Source organism: Enterobacter sp. HMSC16D10 (genome assembly GCF_001807145.1).
Classification (GTDB): domain Bacteria; phylum Pseudomonadota; class Gammaproteobacteria; order Enterobacterales; family Enterobacteriaceae; genus Enterobacter; species Enterobacter roggenkampii.
The window spans coordinates 20,674-38,942 of record NZ_KV787879.1 but is presented as its reverse complement, the minus strand read 5'-3'; the positions used below and the strand labels follow the sequence as shown (position 1 = coordinate 38,942).

Sequence of the window (18,269 nt, the reverse complement as noted above, 5' to 3'; positions counted from 1 at the left end):
TAGGGTTTTATGCGCGCTGGTGCCCTCTCCCACAGGGAGAGGGAGAAAGGCTTTAGCGGCCGCCGCGGATCAGACCGCCCATACCGCGTCGTTCCATAAACGCCGCGACCTGATGACGGACCTCCGCTGCCAGCTGCGCCTCAAGGCTACGCTCTGCCAGTTCTCGGGCATCATTGATGTCAATATGCCGCAACAGATACTTCACGCGGGCAACAGCGCGACCGTTCATCGACAGATGGCGGTACCCCAGACCAATCAGGATCGCAACGCACATGGAGTCCCCGGCCATTTCACCGCACAGGCGTAAATCAATGCCGTACTGCTCCGCTTCACGGGCAATCATCGCTAAGGCGCGAATGATCGCCGGATGCAGGCTATCGTAGATACTGGCGACGCGGGTGTTGTTACGGTCGACGGCCAGAATATATTGCGTCAGGTCGTTCGTGCCGACAGAGATAAAATCAACCCGGTTCGCCAGCTGCGGCAGCATAAAGACCATAGACGGCACTTCAAGCATGACGCCGATCCGCGGTTTCGGAATCGCATAACCGATCATCTCTTCCACTTCACGGCCTGCACGTTCGATCAACCGACGCGCTTCGTCGATCTCGTCGATGCTGGTGACCATCGGCAGCAGGATGCTGAGATTGCCCGTCGCCGCGTTGGCGCGGAGCATCGCGCGCACCTGGATCAGGAAGATCTCAGGCTGGTCGAGCGTAATGCGGATCCCACGCCAGCCAAGGCAGGGGTTCTCTTCGCTGATCGGCATATAGGGCAGCTGTTTATCCGCCCCGACGTCCAGGGTTCGCAGGGTGACAGGTTTGTCGTTAAACATTTGCAGCATGCCCTGATACTGCGCCACCTGCTCCTCTTCAGAGGGGAAACCGCTTTGCAGCATGAACGGGATTTCAGTGCGGTACAGGCCAATGCCGTCGATGCGGCTGCCCAGCTTCTCTTCATGCTCAGGGCTTAAACCGGCGTTGAGCATGACTTTGATCCGCTCACCGCTCTTAAGCTGGGCGGGCAGGTTAACGTCATCTTCCGCCAGCTTGCTTAATTCATTCTCTTCGCTGATAAGACGCTGGTATTCCTGGAGCAGAACCGGCTCAGGATCGACCAGTAGCTCACCGCGATAGCCGTCGACCACCAGCGTACGGCGATGAAGCACCGACGGCTGAATGTCCGCCCCCATAACGGTAGGGATACCCAGCGCGCGCACCATAATGGCGGCGTGCGAGTTGGCGGCACCATCGCGCACCACCACACCAGCCAGCCTGTCCTGCGGCAGTTCAGCCAGCGTCGTTGCTGAGAGTTCATCGGCGACCAGAACAAACCGTTTTGGCCAGGCGTTCGGCCCCTGAATGGTGTCATCAAGATGGAACAGCAGGCGCTGCCCCAGGGCGCGCAGGTCGCCTGCGCGCTCTTTCAGGTAACCGTCGGTCAGTGCCGCAAATTGATCGGCAAATTTTTCGATGACCTTCTTAACCGCCCACTCCGCGACCGAGCCTTTATCCACTTCCGCAAAAAGCTCACGGCGCAGGCGCGCATCGGAAAGCAGGTGCGAATAGAGGTCAAAGATGGCCGCCGTCTCTTTTTGCGCGCCTGCGGCAAAGCGTTTGCTGTAGCGACGAAATTCATTCGCGGCCTCTTCCAGCGCGGCGGTAAGACGCTCGCGCTCCAGCGCTTCATCAAGCGTTGAGGCTTCGTAAACCTGCTCCATGAGCGGCAGCGTGGCATCCATCCAGCCTTCAGCAATCGCTACGCCTGGCGAGGCCGGAAGGGCACGAATGCGCGTATGGCGATACTGGCCAAAGAGCGCGGCAAGCTGAGACTGGGAGAGGATCGCCGCCATCTGCGTAGCCAGCGTGACGAGGAATGACTCCTCGCTTTCGTCGTACTGACGTAGCTCACGCTGCTGGACAACCAGCACGCCGAGAAGCTGGCGACGCTGGATAATCGGCACGCCAAGGAAAGCGCGGAAGCGCTCTTCTTTTACGGAAGGAATGTATTTAAAGCTGGGGTGTTTTTGCGCGTCAGCAAGGTTTATGGGTTCAGCCAGTCGCCCAACCAGACCCACGATACCTTCATCGAATGCGAGCGTAACGGTGCGTCCACGCGGTTTTTTCAAACCACGGGTCGCCATCAGGTAATAGCAGCGCCGATCGTGGTCGGCCAGATACACCGAACAGACCTCGGTCTCCATCGCAAGACAGATGTCGGTGACCAGAATATTCAGCGCCTCGTTCAGACGCGGCGCGCTGGCCACCTTCTCGACTATTTCTCGCAAGCGGGTGAGCATGATTTGCGTAGCTTAACCTCTTTTACGTCGCCAGGCAGGTGCGCTCTGCGGCTTAGGCGGGATCTCCTGAAGCTGCATCACCACACTTGCAAACTCTTTCATCACCCTACGGTAAACATCGCGCTTAAATGACACGACCTGACGAACAGGATACCAATAGCTCACCCAGCGCCAGCCATCGAACTCCGGCGTACTGCTGGTTTGCATATTGATGTCTGAATCGTTGCCCACCAACTGCAACAGAAACCACTTCTGTTTCTGGCCGATACAAACCGGCTTTGTGTCCCAACGCACCAAACGTTTCGGTAACTTGTAACGCAACCAGTTGCGGGTCGAAGCCAGGATGCGAACATCTTTTCGGCTCAAACCGACCTCTTCAAAAAGCTCCCGGTACATCGCTTGTTCTGGGGACTCTCCAGGATTGATCCCGCCTTGCGGGAACTGCCAGGAGTGCTGACCATATCGACGGGCCCACATCACCTGGCCCTGACGATTACAAATTACTATTCCTACGTTTGGGCGGTAGCCATCGTCATCAATCACCGGACTACCCCAAACTAAACCTTATATATGAATGATTGTTTCACACTACAGGGAGGCGGTAAACCACTCTCTTACAGGCCTGCAACCTAATAACAATTGAATAACTCACAAATATGTGCGGAGTTATAAACAGATATGAGACAGCAAAGGGAATTTTATTCACCTTTTCTGTGGATATAGTTGTGAAGAAGTGTCTGATTACCGATGAACAACCTCAAGCACCACAAAACGTCTTTTTATACCCCACTCCATTAATATGATTATTTTCATATGGTTATACGCATTGAGATAAACAAAAAACTGATTAGCGTGACGATCGTCACATCAGGGATCGTCGCACTGATGAAAGATCGAACAGCGTCGGTTTTATCCACAGATTGTGCCAATAAGTTAGTCACAATTTGTTTGAAAATTCGATTTTCATCGCACGTCAAGGCTGTAAATGGAAACAGTAGTCAGGGTTATGCCCAGTTATCCCATTTTTCTGTGGATAACATGGTGTAAGATCCTGTTCATTGTCAGTGACCAGATTTGAACAACCGGTTTTCTCACCCAGGCGGAACGATTTCAGACCAATAAAAAATCCTATAAATCATAGAGATGTCATATTGGTACAGAAATAGTTAAACTCTATCCACAGGGGACAATTTCTTCGTTTATTTTTTAATCAAAAGGTTACCGTCATGCACCCGCTTACACCCTTGCTCTCACCGCCGTCCAGCGAGAGCCAGTTGCTACTGCAGGCACAGCGTCTGGCTGGCTTTTCGCTTGGCGAGCTGGCGGCAATGGCCGGGCTTCCGATCCCAAAGGATCTGAAGCGGGATAAAGGCTGGATCGGTATGCTGCTGGAGCTGTGGCTGGGTGCCAGCGCAGGGAGCAAACCCGAGCAGGATTTTGCAGCCCTTGGCGTGGAGTTAAAAACCATCCCTGTAGACCGCCAGGGCAAGCCGCTTGAGACCACCTTCGTCTGCGTTGCGCCATTAACCGGCAATACCGGCGTAACCTGGGTAACCAGCCACGTTCGCCATAAGCTGAAGCGCGTATTGTGGGTACCGGTTGAGGGTGAGCGTCAGATCCCCCTGGCCGACCGACGCGTTGGCGCGCCGCTGCTCTGGAGCCCTGACGAGGATGAGGAGCATCAGCTGCGTCTGGACTGGGAGGAGCTGATGGACATGATTGTGCTTGGGCAGGTAGAGCGTATCACCGCCCGACACGGAGAAGTATTACAGCTGCGTCCGAAAGCGGCCAACAGTAAAGCACTTACCGAGGCAATCGGCGCGCAGGGCGAGCCTATCCTGACGTTGCCGCGCGGTTTTTATCTCAAAAAGAATTTCACCGGTGCACTACTCGCACGTCATTTCCTGTTGAAAACATAGTTTTTTACTTATTTTGAGAGCTCTCGAACATAATCGACTGCTTTTTAAGATTTTACCGCTTCCTCAAGTCGCCATATCGGGTTAATACTAGATTATGATTTGATACAAGCCAGATGAGGACGATAACGATGAAAAAATGGGCAGTGTTAGTGTCAGCAGTCGGTTTAGCGTTTGCTGTATCGGGCTGTAGCAGCGATTACGTCATGGCGACAAAAGATGGTCGAATGATCCTGACCGACGGCAAACCCGAAGTCGACGATGATACCGGTCTGGTCAGCTACCGCGACCAGGAAGGCAATAAAATGCAGATCAATCGCGACGAAGTCTCGCAAATTATCGAGCGATAAACAGAGAGAGGTCAGTCGCTTGCTGGCCTTTTTGATTTTTTTCTTCCCCTTTTGCTTCCCCTCTGCCATGTTTATATTCCTTTGTCGGGCACGGCCTGACGCGGTCTATAAGTCTACTGAGGAAGCCGGCTATGCATTATCACCGTATCCCCCACAGCGCTCTGGAAATTAGCCAACTGGGGTTGGGCACGATGACATTTGGTGAACAAAACAGCGAAGCCGATGCCCATGCACAACTCGATTACGCCGTCAGCCAGGGCGTTAACCTGATTGATGTCGCAGAGATGTACCCTGTTCCGCCACGTCCTGAGACGCAGGGACTTACCGAAACCTACGTCGGTAACTGGCTGGCAAAACGCGGCAACCGTGAAAAGCTGGTAATTGCCTCCAAAGTCAGTGGCCCCGCGCGCAACAACGATACCGGGATCCGCCCGAACCAGATCCTCGATCGCAAAAATATCCGCGCCGCGCTGGACGCCAGCCTCAAGCGTCTGCAAACCGACTATCTCGACCTCTACCAGGTGCACTGGCCGCAGCGGTCAACCAACTGCTTTGGTAAGCTCGGCTACAGCTGGAATGAGAGCGCCCCCACCGTGACGCTGCTGGAAACGCTGGAAGCGCTGACCGAATGCCAGCGTGCGGGAAAAATCCGCTACATTGGTGTCTCTAACGAAACGGCTTTTGGGGTCATGCGCTATCTGCACCTGGCGGATAAGCACGATCTGCCGCGTATCGTGACTATTCAGAACCCGTACAGCCTGCTTAACCGCAGCTATGAAGTGGGTCTGGCCGAAGTGACGCAGTATGAAGAGGTGGAGCTGCTCGCCTACTCCTGTCTCGGCTTCGGCACGCTGACGGGGAAATACCTGAACGGTGCGAAACCGGCCGGTGCGCGTAATACCCTCTTTAGCCGCTTTACCCGCTACAGCGGCGAGCAGACGCAGAAAGCCGTTGCCGCCTATGTGGATATCGCGAAGCGTCACGGTCTTGACCCTGCGCAGATGGCGCTGGCCTTCGTGCGTCGTCAGCCGTTTGTTGCCAGTACCCTGCTGGGCGCAACCACGATGGAACAGCTGAAAACCAATATTGAGAGTTTCCATCTGAACCTGAGTGAAGAGGTGCTAGCGGAGATTGAAGCGGTGCATCAGGTTTATACTTATCCAGCACCGTAGCCTGATACTTTTGCCCGGTGGCGCTACGCTTACCGGGCCTGCAGGTGCGCAAACCCAGGCCGGGTAAGGCGAAGCCGCCACCCGGCTATATATCAACGGCGACGTTGCCAGAGCCATAATGCAGCAATCGCAATCGCAAACAGCCCGCCAAACCCGACGCCAATCCCCACCACCGGCACACCCACTTTTACCGCCAGCGAGTAGAGTCCCAGCATTAACAGCATCGCCAGGTTTTCACCCAGATTTTGTACCGCGATGGCATTCCCCGCCCCGACGGTTTGCTTGCCCCGTTCCTGCAGTAACGCGTTCAGCGGCACCACGAAGAAGCCCCCCAGAATACCAATCAGGATCAGGAGGGCATAAGCAGGCAATAACGCATGCTGCAGCGAGAAAATCAGCACCACCACGCCAATCAGGATCCCTGCTGGCATGCAGCGTGCTACCGTCTCGAGCGTCACCAGCTTCGCCGCCGCGCCTGCCCCCACAACAATGCCGATGGCCACCATCGCATTAAGATAGGTCGGCGTCGCGTTGTCCGTAATGCCCAGCGCCACCGGCACCCACAGGACCAGCAGGAAGCGCAGCGTAACGCCCGCGCCCCAGAACATACTGGTCCCCAGCAGGGAGAAACGCGTTTCACCGTTACGCCACAGCACGCGGCAGGCATTAAAGAAGCTGCCGGTCATTGGTTTAACGCGCCAGGACTGGCCCGGGCGAGCCACCGGCAGCTTCGGAATAAACAGGTTCGCCACGACCGCCCCGCCATACACCACCGCACACGCGCCCAGTGCAGCCAGCACATGCCAGTCGGCCAGCACGCCGCCCGCGACGGATCCGAGCAGAATAGCGGCAATGGTTGACGATTCCATCAGGCCGTTGGCTTTCACCAGCTTATCCCCCGTGGTCAGCTCGCCGAGGATGCCGTACTTCGCCGGCGAGTAGGCGGCGGCCCCAATGCCCACCAGCGTATAGCCAATAAACGGATTGAAGCCAAAGCAAATGCTGGCCGCCCCCAGCAGCTTGAGGCCGTTGGCAAACATCATTACCCGGCCTTTCGGGAAGCTGTCCGCCACCTGCCCCACAAATGGAGCAAAAATAATGTAAGCGCCGACAAACACCATCTGCAGGATCGGCTGACTCCAGTCGGGGTAAAACTCGGCTTTCAGCAGCGCCAGCGTGGCAAACAGCAGCGCGTTATCACCGAACGCAGAGAGAAACTGCGCGGCGATGACGGCCATCATGCCTTTCGACCTGAGGGATGTGTTAGTGTGTACTGACTCACGCATTTTGCTGTTCCGCCTCTTCAACCATGCCTTTCAGGGTCACGAAATCGGGCTTCCCGCTGCCCAGCACCGGGAGCTGTTTCAGGTAGCGAATATCGCGCGGCACGGCCAGTTCAGGAATACCGTGTTCGCGTGCATAGCTCAGTAATCTGTCGCGCTTAAGCTCACTGTCGGTCGTAAACAGTACCAGCGCCTCACCTTTGCTGGCATCGCTCTTCACGACGGTAGCGTGCATCTTCTCGGCGGACACGGCCGTCGCCAGTTGCTCTACCATTTCCAGAGAGACCATTTCGCCGGCAATTTTGGCGAAGCGTTTTGCGCGTCCCTGGATCTGTACAAAGCCTTGTTCATCAAAGCGGACAATATCACCGGTGTCGTACCAGCCGGTTTCAACCTCGCCGTTGACGTTCTCCGCCGTCGGCGCTTCCAGCACGCCCGGATTTTCCACGCGCAGATACCCGTTCATCACGTTTGGCCCTTTGAGCTGCAGACGGCCGCCGTCCTCTATGCCCGGCACCGCCAGCAGACGCGCGTCCATCCCCGGCAGAATGCGGCCAACCGTTCCCGGTTTCGCCGCCATCGGCACGTTAATCGAGACCACGGGCGCACACTCGGTCACGCCATAGCCTTCGAGGATGCGCAGGCCAAACTTGTCCTGCCAGATCTGCCGCGTGCTCTCCTGCAGTTTTTCCGCGCCAGCCACCACATACCGCACGCGATAGAAGTCATACGGATTGGCGAAACGCGCATAGTTCCCCAGGAAGGTAGAGGTCCCGAACAGCACGGTGCAGTTACGGTCATACACCAGCTCCGGCACGATGCGGTAATGCAGCGGGCTTGGGTAAAGGAACACTTCTGCACCGGTCAGGAGCGGCGTGAACAGCCCCACCGTCAGGCCAAAGGAGTGGAACAGCGGCAGCGCCGACATAAAGCGGTCGTTCGCGGTAAAGTCGGCGATGCTTTTAATCTGCTCGACGTTCGCCAGAATGCTCTTGTGGCTGTGGACGACGCCTTTCGGGTTGCCCTCCGATCCCGACGTGAAGAGGATAATCGCGTCATCTTCCGGCTGCTGTTTGACCTGGGCCAGACGCGGCATCAGCAGATGCGCAAAAATCCACAGCTTGTCGCCGGTGGTCACGTCCGCTTTCAGATCTTCCAGGAAGACCCAGCGCACCTGAGTGAGCTGCTCGGGAAGATGCCAGAGCTTGCCTTTGTCCAGGAACTGGCGGGAGGTGAATACGGTATTGATTTGCGCAGCGGTTATCGCGCTGGTCAGCCCCTTCACGCCCGCCGTGTAGTTCATCATCGCCGGAATACGGCCCCGGGAAACCGCACCGAAAATCACCGCCGCGCTGATGCCCGCGTTAGGCAGCATCAGGCCTATCTTTTCGCCCTTTTTGCTGTACTTCTCCAGAATACGGCCCACAAACAGGGTTTTGGTCAGCAGCTTGCGATAGGTATCCGGGGTAAAGTTAATGTCTTCGATGCAGTTTTTCTTCGCGCCATAGCGGTACTGCGCGGAAAGCAGGGATTCGTAGAGCGTTTCGCGCGGGCGCACGGCCATACGCGCTTCCATCATGATCTGATGCAGCATTTCCCCGGCGATTTTACGGCGATCGCGGGCACGCGGCGCGTCGGGCATCGGTAACGACGTTGGCGGCAGAATATGCAGCGTGATTTTGGGGAACAGACGCTGCTTCACCAGCCCCTTGAGACGGCTGAAATGGGTCAGTTCCGCGCCTTCAATACGCAGCGGCACAACGGTCGCTTTTGACTTCGCCGCAACAAACCCCGCGCCGTCGTAGATTTTCATCAGCGAACCGGTCACGGAGATCCGTCCTTCAGGGAAAATGACCACCGGACGCCCCTGCTCGACCAGACGTACCAGATGCTTAATCATCATCGGCTTTGTCGGGTCGAGCGGCACAAAATCAATCAGCGGCGAGAGCCAGCGCATGTACCATTGCTGGCTGATGGAGGTATACACCGCAAACACCGGACGCACGGGCAAAAACAGCGCCAGCAGGATGCCGTCTATAAAGGAAACATGGTTTGGTGTGATCAAAACGCGTTCGCCGCTAAGCGCCCGGGTGTCGCCAGTGATGCGGATGCGAAAAAGAATACGGAAAAGCGTACGGAAGAACCCAAATAGCATCTCAACTCCCTTTGCCAGCCAGTGTGGAGGGTTATTAGTAAATGGTGGCAGATTACACGAGAAGTGATAAGGGAGCGACAGCAAAAGTGGAGGCGAAAAAAAACCTGCGCATCCGCGCAGGTTGGTGCAAGAGATGAGTACGAAACCGTACTAGGAATTCTCACCAATCAATACCTCTGGGATCTCAACTGTATCAACCTCTTTAACGCACTTGCTATCGGACAATCGCAACAGCCTGAGGCAAAGTGTAACTAAAGGTTCAGATTCACATTTTTCAGACATGACTGGGCGTGTAACGATTACACCGCCAGGGGTGTGCTGCGTCACGTTTGTGGAGAGCGGAAATCCGCTCCCCTTGAATGCACGCCGCTTTTCCGCAACACTATTTGGTGTGTAAACGCTTACCCCCAATAAGAAGGTAATGAATGGCGACAATAAAGGATGTGGCCCGTCTGGCTGGCGTGTCGGTGGCAACCGTCTCGCGCGTGATTAATGATTCACCAAAGGCCAGTGACGCATCACGTCAGGCGGTACAAAGCGCCATGGAATCCCTGAATTATCATCCCAATGCCAACGCTCGCGCGCTCGCCCAACAGTCCACAGAAACGATTGGTCTGGTGGTGGGCGATGTTTCTGATCCCTTTTTCGGCGCCATGGTGAAAGCGGTTGAACAGGTTTCCTATCAGACAGGCAATTTTTTGCTGATCGGCAATGGCTATCATAACGAACAAAAGGAACGCCAGGCCATTGAACAGCTGATCCGCCACCGCTGCGCGGCGCTGGTGGTTCACGCCAAAATGATCCCGGATGCCGAACTGATTCACCTGATGAAGCAGATGCCCGGAATGGTGATTATCAACCGTATCATTCCCGGCTTTGAGAAACGCTGTGTGGCCCTCGACGACCGCTACGGCGCCTGGCTTGCCACGCGGCACCTGATTCAGCAGGGCCATACCCGGATTGGCTATCTCTGTTCCAATCACCCCATTTCTGATGCGGAAGACCGTCTGCAGGGCTACTACGATGCCCTGCGTGAAAACGGGCTGCCGTGTAATGACCGTCTGGTGGCCTACGGTGAACCGGACGAGAGCGGCGGTGAACAGGCCATGACCGAACTGCTGGGCCGCGGACGGAATTTCACGGCGGTTGCCAGCTATAACGACTCTATGGCCGCAGGGGCAATGGGGGTGTTGAATGACAACGGAATTGAGGTACCGGCAGAAATTTCGCTGATTGGCTTCGACGACGTGCTGGTCTCCCGCTACGTTCGCCCGCGTCTGACCACCGTGCGCTACCCGATCATCACCATGGCAACGCAGGCCGCCGAGCTGGCGCTAGCGCTGGCTGAACAGCGCCAGCCGCCGGAAATTACCCATCTGTTTAGCCCGACGCTGGTCCGTCGTCACTCCGTTGCGTCGCCTGCAGAAGCACAGAGCGAATAACGGTAGAGATGCACTCGCGTGTTGGGGTATTCCAGCCCATCACCGATATACTGCCAGCCGTAACGTTCGTAAAAGTCGCGGCAGGCAGACCAGAGATGGAGCTCCTCATACCCGGACTGCGCGGCGTAAGTGATAACATGCCGCTGAAGTTCTCCCGCAAGCCCCTTGCCTCGCGCCGCGTCGTCAACGTAGAGCGCCGCCAGCCACGGACAGAGATCCTGACGGGTGATCAAATCGCAGCGCCAGAGTCCCACCGTGCCAAGAAGCTGTTCGCCGTCAACGGCAATAAACGTCAACGGTAATGCCCCAGGCGTCTGGCTGTGCTCAACAATGCTGTGGAAAAATTCCCGAGGAAGCCCTTCGCCAAAGGCCTGCCAGATCCAGTCGGTAACCTGCTCTGCGAAGTGTGGTGCCTTGTAAAGCGGGAGGATGACAGCCTTATTCATGTTTCACCTGCATTTTCTCATGTATTTACTGGCCTGATGCTCCAGCCCGGTTCGGTGATTATCTTACCAGAGTCAGGCTATTGAGTTTGACTTCAGGCTGGCCGGACGAATCGTTACCAAAAAGCGTGATCGTGGCAGAGTTTTTGCGCTTCCCGCATCGCTTATACGGCATAAGCTCTGTGGTAAACTGCAGATCGTTACGTGGAAGCAGGAATATAGAATGGCAACAATGCTGGATGTATCACTGCGCGCGGGCGTGTCGAAGGCCACGGTATCGCGCGTGCTGAACGGCACAGGTCAGGTAAAAGAGAGTACGCGTCAGCAGGTGTTTGCTGCGATGGAAGAGCTGGGCTATCGCCCGAACTTTCTCGCGCGCTCGCTGGCTAACCAGACCAGCAACAGCATTGGTCTGGTCGTCTCGACCTTTGACGGCTTTTATTTTGGCCGCCTTCTCCAGCAGGCGTCGCGGCAGACCGAAACTCACGGGAAACAGCTGATCGTCACCGACGGTCACGACGCGCCGGAACAGGAAGAGCAGGCGGTGCAGATGCTGGCCGATCGCCAGTGCGACGCCATCGTGCTTTACACGCGCTACATGAGCGAAAAAGCGATCGTCAAACTGATGAACACCGTGAAAACGCCGCTGGTGGTCATTAACCGTGAAGTGAGCCAGGCGCCGGATCGCTGCGTGTTCTTCGAACAGCAGGATGCCGCGTTTAAGGCCGTGGATTACCTGATCGGCCAGGGTCATCGGGAGATCGCCTGTATCACCGTCCCGATCCACACTCCCACGGGTAAAGCGCGGCTGATGGGCTATCGCAAGGCGCTGGAAAAGCATGGTATCCGTCTGGACGAGCGTCGGATAAAGTACGGCGATGCAGGAATGACGCGGGGATACGAGCTTTGCAAGGAATTGATTGCCGACGGAGTATCGTTTAGCGCCCTGTTTGCCTGTAACGACGATATGGCGCTGGGGGCGTCCAAAGCGTTGCACCAGGCGGGGCTGAAAATCCCGCAGGATATCTCCCTGTTCGGCTTTGACGATGCCCCAAGCGCGAAATGGCTGGAGCCTGCGCTCTCGTCGGTTTATCTGCCCATCGACAATATGATTGTCACCGCCATCGATCAGGCGATCCGGCTGGCAAGAAACCAGCCGGTCGATGCCATCCCGCCGTTTACCGGCACGCTGGTGTTACGCGATTCGGTCACAACGGGGCCGTACTTTCATCAGATGAGTTCTAAAGCCAGCAGTTCCTGAATGGTCTGGCGACGGCGTATCAGCCGCGCCTTGCCATTATCAAACAGCACTTCCGGCAGCAGCGGGCGGCTATTGTAGTTAGAGGACATAGACGCCCCGTAGGCACCGGTGTCGTGCAGCACAAGATAATCACCCGGTTTGACCTCTGGCAGCGCGCGGGTCTCCACTTTGCCGCCCTCCTGCTGGGTAAACACGTCACCCGATTCGCACAGCGGCCCCGCAACGACCGTCTCAACGCGCGGCGCCTGCGTTAAATCGCGGCCGTCGGCAGCCAGGGCGGTAATGTGGTGATAGCTGCCGTACATGGACGGACGCATCAGGTCGTTAAAGCCTGCATCAATCAAGACGAAGTGGCGAGACCCCATCTCTTTCACGCTGCGGACCTGAGAAACCAGCACGCCGGCTTCCGCCACCAGGAAACGACCCGGCTCAATTTCCAGCTTCACCGCGTGGCCCAGATGCGCGGCAATTTGATCGCGCGCGGCGCTCCACAGACCGTAATAGTGATCGGTATCGATCGCCTCTTCCCCTTCGCGATAAGGAATGGAGAGACCACCGCCCGCAGAGATCGCCTCCAGATCCTGACCGAAGTCGACAACCTGACGCACCATCGCGCCGCACACCTGTTCCAGGTGGCCGTAATCCACCCCAGAGCCAATGTGCATATGAATGCCCACCAGCTTCAGGTTGTAGCGCTGTAACACCTCCAGCGCGGCAGGCATGTCGGCATACCAGATCCCGTGCTTGCTGTTTTCGCCGCCGGTATTGGTTTTTTGGCTGTGGCCATGGCCAAAGCCCGGGTTTACGCGCAGCCAGACGCGGTGGCCGGGAGAAACCTGACCGAGCTGCTCGAGCATATCCACAGAACCGGCATTTACCGGGATCTGCAGTTCGTGAACACGCGCCAGCGTCGCATCGTCGATCACATCGGCAGTAAAGACGATCGCGTCGCTGTCGGCTTTCGGATCGTATCCGGCTACCAGCGCGCGCTCGATTTCGCCGAGTGAAACGGAGTCAACCTTCACGCCCTGCTCGCGCATCAGGCGCAGAATATGAATATTGGAGCAGGCCTTCTGGGCAAAACGCACCACGTCGAACTGATGCAGGGCGGCGATCTTCTCGCGGACGATCTGCGCGTCGTAGACCCACACCGGACAGCCAAACTCGGCAGGCAGGGGCAGCAGGTTGTCGGCGTTCAAATCGGTATCAGTCTGGTTCAGCGGGCGTGGCATGGTCTTCTCCGGATAAATGCGTTTTGATGATTACGCCACAGCGCAAGGGGAATAAAAAATATCGTTTTATCGCGAGTCTATGCAAAAATGATATGGTCACTTCTCTGCTTTCAGGTGCCCTATGCCCGCCGTCAATTTACGCCATATCGAGATTTTTCACGCCGTGATGACCACCGGCAATCTCACCGAAGCCGCACAGATGCTGCACACCTCGCAGCCGACGGTGAGCCGCGAGCTGGCGCGCTTCGAGAAAGTGCTGGGGCTGAAGCTGTTCGAACGCACCCGGGGCCGGCTTCACCCGACGGTACAGGGGTTACGCCTGTTCGAGGAAGTTCAGCGCTCCTGGTACGGGCTGGACAGAATAGTAAGTGCCGCGGAAAGCCTGCGCGAGTTTCGCCAGGGCGAGCTGTCGATTGTCTGCCTGCCCGTCTTTTCGCAATCCTTTTTGCCGATGCTGCTCCAGCCCTTTCTGGCCCGCTATCCTGAGGTCAGCCTCACCATCGTGCCGCAGGAATCACCTCTGCTTGAAGAGTGGCTTTCGGCACAGCGCCATGATTTAGGGCTAACCGAAACCCTCACCACCCCAGCGGGCACGGCGCGCACGGAGCTGCTCTCGTTAGATGAAGTGTGCGTTCTGCCCGCCGGGCATCGGCTTGCCGGTAAGGCGGTGCTCACGCCGGAGGATTTCCACGGGGAAAACTACATCAGCCTGTCGCAGACCGACAGTTACAGACAGCTGCTGGATACCCTGTTTGCAGAGCATCAGGTCAAACGGCGAATGGCGGTGGAAACGCACAGCGCGGCCTCGATTTGCGCGATGGTGCGTGCCGGCGTCGGCGTCGCGGTGGTCAATCCACTCACGGCGCTGGATTATGCGGGAAGCGGGATCGTCATCCGCCGCTTTGGCGTGTCCGTCCCGTTCACCGTGAGCCTTATCCGTCCGCTACACCGTCCGGCTTCCGCGCTGGTGGACGCTTTCACCGAACACGTCATGGAGCACGCGCGTCAGGTGGCGCTTCGCTTACCTGACCTGCAGGACCCACTATGACAGCATAAACGCCACGGCATCCGCAGCATGAATGGCGGTGGTATCAAAGACCGGAAGAGGGCTTCGCTCAACGGGTACCAGCAAACCGATCTCCGTGCAGCCGAAGATCACCCCTTCAGCCCCCTGCTGCGCGAGTTTTTCGATGACGCTGACGTAGAAGGCGCGGGAGGTTTCGCTGAAGGTGCCGAGACAGAGCTCGTCAAAGATAATCTGATTGATGCGCACCCGGTCTTCTTCTTCAGGGATCAGGCTTTCGATCCCAAACGCGCTGCGCAAACGCCCGCGATAGAAATCCTGCTCCATGGTGTAGCGCGTGCCCAGCAGCGCTACGCGGCGCATCCTTGATGCCGCAATTGCACGCCCGGTCGCGTCAGCGATATGCAGGAACGGCAGCGAGCAGCGGTTCTCAATATGCGATGCCACCTTGTGCATGGTATTGGTACAAAGCAATATCCCCTCGGCCCCAGCCCGCTCTAGCCCCAGCGCCGCCTGGGCCAGGATCGCCCCGGCTTTATCCCACTCGCCGCTCGACTGGCAGGCTTCGATTTCATGAAAATCAACGCTGTGCAGGAGCAGGCTTGCGGAGTGCAGACCACCCAGACGCTGTTTTACCCCTTCGTTAATCAGGCGATAATAAGGGATTGTCGATTCCCAGCTCATTCCACCTAACAGGCCGATCGTTTTCATCATCCCTCCTTTTCGTTGATTTCTTCTTTTAACACAACCGGTGCCAATAAAAAAAGGCGCTCTCTTGAGCGCCTTTTTAATCTGCAGGGTTTATTCCGTCACCGGCTCGGGGAGTGGATTACGGGTGAGCATCGCCTCGCGCAGTAAAACGCTACTGCAGGCAAACAGTGCCCCCAGGAGCGCCGCCAGAACGACAATCAGGGCCTTGCCTGGACCATCCTTTTTCACCGGCATGGAGGGAGAGAGCTGGTACCGGAATGGCTCAAGTTTAACATCCGCAAAGGAGAGCTTTTTCAACTGCGCCAGATAATATTCCCGGTTCTGGAAATCCGCATTCAGCTCGGTCACGTCCTTGAGATTTTTTTCAATCTGCAGCTTTTGCGCGATACCGTCAGCACCGAGCGCAACAGAGTAATCCGGATCATCTTTTACCGCCTGCCCGTTGCTGTAGACCGGCTTCTTGATGCCGGCGGCATTCGCGACTTCCAGGGAATAATTCAGCCGCTGCAGGTTGGTATTGTGAATATTGGTCAAACGGACGCGATCCAGCTCTAGCTGCTGCTCAACGACTTTCGTTTTCAGCGCGATCTGGTTGCGGATATTCTGCACTGTCTCTTTCTCAACAATAGCCGCGATATAATTGATGTATCCCTCCAGAACGGATTGCGCATCGCCTGCTGTCGGCGCAGTGAAGTTTAATGTCCAGGAGATATAGGGGGTTTTATCCGCGTCTTTTCCCTGATCGTTATTCACCGCTTTCATTCTGTCTGAGATATTGACTATCGCCCGATGCAGCTCAAGCGGATCCACCTCAGCGTCTTTAAGCTGCGACATCACGTAAGAAGAGGATTTCAGATACTCTTCAAGCAATGACTGCGACTGAAACTTTTTAATAAAAAGATCAAAGACTTCCGGACGGGTAATCTTCACGTCCACATCCAGCACCTGTAACGCCACCATCATCTGGCGCAGCGGGTTCCACTGCGACTGTTCTGCCGGGGTAATCACCGCTTTACTGGTCCATTTTTGCGGCAGCAAAAATGAAATGGCCAGCCCCACGAGAGCAAAAGCAAGGGTAATGGCAACGATGCGCTTTTTAGCCACCGCTAAAACCGCTAATAAACCTAAAAGATCTATTTCTTTAGCGTGTTCGTTACGGGTGGAATAATGGGGGAAATCAATATCTGTGCTTTTTTTGAAATCCATTTCTGACATAGGAATTCTTCTTTCTCTTGATGCTACGCATCTTTGTTCATTGATCGCTGTGGCTCAATAATACAATAGATTAAGAAAAATCCTAATTCTAAACACCATTATCTGACTACCCCTGCCAGAGTTAGTAGTGAGTTTCATCACGTTATGATTGTGATTAATCTCCCTTTCCACCTCCGGCATAGGTTAAACATGTAAACAGGCAATCCGATCACACGCCAATATTCCGCAGTTTCTCCCCGCCCATCAGCTTGCGCTCGATGTGTTCCAGCGTCACGCCTTTGGTTTCTGGAATCAGCCAGAACGTGACGCCAATAAATGCCACGTTCAGCACTGTATAGAGCCAGAACGTTCCCGCTGCACCAATCGCGTCCAGCAGCGTCAGGAAGGTCGCGCCGATGATCATGTTCGATACCCAGTTGGTGGTCGTGGAACAGGTGATGCCAAAGTCGCGGCATTTGAGCGGCTGAATTTCGGAGCACAGGATCCACACCACCGGCGCGGCGCTCATCGCGTAACCTGCGATACACATCATGGTCATCCCGACAGAAAGCCAGGAGAGTCCGCTGGAAGCCGTGCCGTTATCAAACTGCATCAGGCAGTAGCCGAGGATCAGCGTGCCGAGCGCCATCACGCTGAAGCCAATTTTCAGCGCCGGTTTGCGGCCCGCCTTGTCCACGGTGAATACGGCAATAAAGGTGGCAAACATGAAGGTCAGCCCGACCACCAGGGTGGCGATCATCTGCTGTTCGGTGGTGGTGAACCCGGCCATTTTGAAAATGCGCGGCGCGTAGTACATGATGATGTTCATGCCGGTGAACTGCTGCATCGCCTGCAGCAGCATGCCGAGGAAGACCGCCCGGCGCACGTTGCGGTTGATTTTAAACAGCGCCCAGCCCCCCTGCTTGAGCTTCAGGCTTTCGCGGATCTCGTTCAGCTCCTCGCGGGCTTTTTCAGAGGTATCGCGCAGCATGCGCAGCACCTCTTCCGCCTCCACGTGGCGCCCTTTTTGCGCCAGCCAGCGCGGGCTGTTCGGCAGGAAAATCACTAAGACAATCAGCACCACCGCTGGCAGCGCCAGCACGCCGAGCATTGCGCGCCAGTTGCCGCTGTAGCTGAAGTAGGTGTCAGACAGAAACGCCAGCACGATACCCAGCGTGACCATCAGCTGATACATGCTGATCATCTTTCCGCGCACGTTCTCGCTCGCCATTTCGGAGAGATAAAGCGGCGCCGTGTAGGAGGCAATCCCCACCGCCACGCCCAGCAGCACGCGGGAAAGCAGCAGAACCTCAACGTTTGCGGCAAAGGCGGAGCCAATGGAGCCGGCGACAAAAAGAATCGCCCCGGCCATCAGGCTGTATTTGCGCCCCAGGCGAAACGAGAGCCAACCGTTGAACAGCGCGCCAATGGCCGCGCCGAGCATCATGCTGCTGACCACCCACTCCTGCAGGCGGCTGCTCAGGGTAAAGTGATCGGTAATAAAGGGCAATGCACCGGCAATGACGCCAATATCCAGTCCAAATAACAGGCCCGCCACGGCGGCGGCAATAGAGACAAACTGGTTCATGCGGCGAGTATCACGCAGCGCAGCGGGCATTAGGGTAGAGTCATTTATAGATGTCATATTTTCCTGCCTGAACAGTGAAATTCGTTAAGTGAAATTACGAGATAGCGAGAAAAAGTGTCAGGCGGGAAAAGGTGAAGATATGGATTATTTCGCTGCGACATAGCGTTCTGTGATGGACATTACAATTTCAACTAACGCT

Annotated in this window: 15 protein-coding genes; 6 read left to right on the top strand and 9 right to left on the bottom strand. The window is 56.2% G+C overall.

The window, feature by feature from the left end; all coding sequences use genetic code 11:
• Positions 1–52 precede the first annotated feature (52 nt).
• Positions 53–2,299: a phosphoenolpyruvate--protein phosphotransferase gene (gene ptsP, locus HMPREF3143_RS12880; protein ID WP_008499665.1), complete on the bottom strand. Its 2,247-nt coding sequence runs from the start codon at positions 2,297–2,299 to the stop codon at positions 53–55.
• Between the two features lie 12 nt (positions 2,300–2,311).
• Positions 2,312–2,842, bottom strand: coding sequence for an RNA pyrophosphohydrolase (gene rppH, locus HMPREF3143_RS12875; protein WP_013098553.1), 531 nt, complete (start codon positions 2,840–2,842; stop codon positions 2,312–2,314).
• Positions 2,843–3,525: 683 nt separating this feature from the next.
• Between rppH and mutH the strand changes: the two genes are divergently transcribed.
• The 3 genes from mutH to HMPREF3143_RS12860 all read left to right on the top strand — a co-directional run bounded on the left by mutH (position 3,526) and on the right by HMPREF3143_RS12860 (position 5,737).
• Positions 3,526–4,218, top strand: coding sequence for a DNA mismatch repair endonuclease MutH (mutH, locus tag HMPREF3143_RS12870; RefSeq protein ID WP_070533291.1), 693 nt, complete (start codon positions 3,526–3,528; stop codon positions 4,216–4,218).
• Positions 4,219–4,346: 128 nt separating this feature from the next.
• Positions 4,347–4,565 carry a YgdI/YgdR family lipoprotein gene (locus tag HMPREF3143_RS12865; RefSeq protein WP_008499668.1) on the top strand — a complete coding sequence of 73 codons (219 nt, stop codon included), beginning with the start codon at positions 4,347–4,349 and terminating at the stop codon, positions 4,563–4,565.
• Between the two features lie 131 nt (positions 4,566–4,696).
• Complete coding sequence (locus tag HMPREF3143_RS12860) at positions 4,697–5,737, top strand: NADP(H)-dependent aldo-keto reductase (RefSeq protein WP_070533288.1); 1,041 nt, start codon at positions 4,697–4,699, stop codon at positions 5,735–5,737.
• Between the two features lie 92 nt (positions 5,738–5,829).
• On the opposite strand, the gene lplT is transcribed toward HMPREF3143_RS12860, so the two are convergent.
• Together lplT and aas are read right to left on the bottom strand one after the other, a co-directional pair.
• A complete protein-coding gene (gene lplT, locus HMPREF3143_RS12855) occupies positions 5,830–7,023 on the bottom strand; it encodes a lysophospholipid transporter LplT (RefSeq protein ID WP_070533287.1) in 1,194 nt (397 codons plus the stop codon).
• Positions 7,016–9,175, bottom strand: coding sequence for a bifunctional acyl-ACP--phospholipid O-acyltransferase/long-chain-fatty-acid--ACP ligase (aas, locus tag HMPREF3143_RS12850; protein ID WP_008499671.1), 2,160 nt, complete (start codon positions 9,173–9,175; stop codon positions 7,016–7,018). Before aas ends, lplT begins: the two co-directional genes overlap by 8 nt.
• Positions 9,176–9,600: 425 nt before the next feature.
• On the opposite strand from aas, the gene galR reads away from it, so the two are divergent.
• Entirely contained in the window at positions 9,601–10,617 is a 1,017-nt protein-coding gene (gene galR / locus HMPREF3143_RS12845) for an HTH-type transcriptional regulator GalR (RefSeq protein ID WP_021242019.1), read from the top strand.
• On the opposite strand, the gene HMPREF3143_RS12840 is transcribed toward galR, so the two are convergent.
• A complete protein-coding gene (locus tag HMPREF3143_RS12840) occupies positions 10,578–11,063 on the bottom strand; it encodes a GNAT family N-acetyltransferase (protein ID WP_070533285.1) in 486 nt (161 codons plus the stop codon). The genes galR and HMPREF3143_RS12840 overlap by 40 nt on opposite strands.
• Positions 11,064–11,283: 220 nt before the next feature.
• On the opposite strand from HMPREF3143_RS12840, the gene HMPREF3143_RS12835 reads away from it, so the two are divergent.
• Positions 11,284–12,321, top strand: a complete 1,038-nt coding sequence (locus HMPREF3143_RS12835; RefSeq protein ID WP_070533283.1) for a LacI family DNA-binding transcriptional regulator — start codon at positions 11,284–11,286, stop codon at positions 12,319–12,321.
• Here HMPREF3143_RS12835 and lysA read toward each other — a convergent pair.
• The gene (lysA, locus tag HMPREF3143_RS12830) at positions 12,291–13,553 is read right to left on the bottom strand and encodes a diaminopimelate decarboxylase (protein WP_070533281.1); all 1,263 of its coding nucleotides are present in this window, start codon (positions 13,551–13,553) and stop codon (positions 12,291–12,293) included. The genes HMPREF3143_RS12835 and lysA overlap by 31 nt on opposite strands.
• A 121-nt stretch (positions 13,554–13,674) precedes the next feature.
• Here lysA and HMPREF3143_RS12825 point away from each other — a divergent pair, with 121 nt between their 5' ends.
• Complete coding sequence (locus HMPREF3143_RS12825; RefSeq protein WP_070533279.1) at positions 13,675–14,601, top strand: LysR family transcriptional regulator; 927 nt, start codon at positions 13,675–13,677, stop codon at positions 14,599–14,601.
• On the opposite strand, the gene HMPREF3143_RS12820 is transcribed toward HMPREF3143_RS12825, so the two are convergent.
• From HMPREF3143_RS12820 to HMPREF3143_RS12810, 3 genes are all read right to left on the bottom strand, one after another.
• The gene (locus HMPREF3143_RS12820) at positions 14,596–15,288 is read right to left on the bottom strand and encodes an aspartate/glutamate racemase (protein ID WP_023344840.1); all 693 of its coding nucleotides are present in this window, start codon (positions 15,286–15,288) and stop codon (positions 14,596–14,598) included. The two genes, HMPREF3143_RS12825 and HMPREF3143_RS12820, sit on opposite strands and share 6 nt — an antisense overlap.
• A 90-nt stretch (positions 15,289–15,378) precedes the next feature.
• Positions 15,379–16,503: an LPS O-antigen length regulator Wzz(fepE) gene (gene wzz(fepE) / locus HMPREF3143_RS12815; protein ID WP_063616418.1), complete on the bottom strand. Its 1,125-nt coding sequence runs from the start codon at positions 16,501–16,503 to the stop codon at positions 15,379–15,381.
• Positions 16,504–16,711: 208 nt separating this feature from the next.
• Positions 16,712–18,145: an arabinose-proton symporter AraE gene (locus tag HMPREF3143_RS12810; protein WP_227879843.1), complete on the bottom strand. Its 1,434-nt coding sequence runs from the start codon at positions 18,143–18,145 to the stop codon at positions 16,712–16,714.
• Positions 18,146–18,269: the final 124 nt, after the last annotated feature.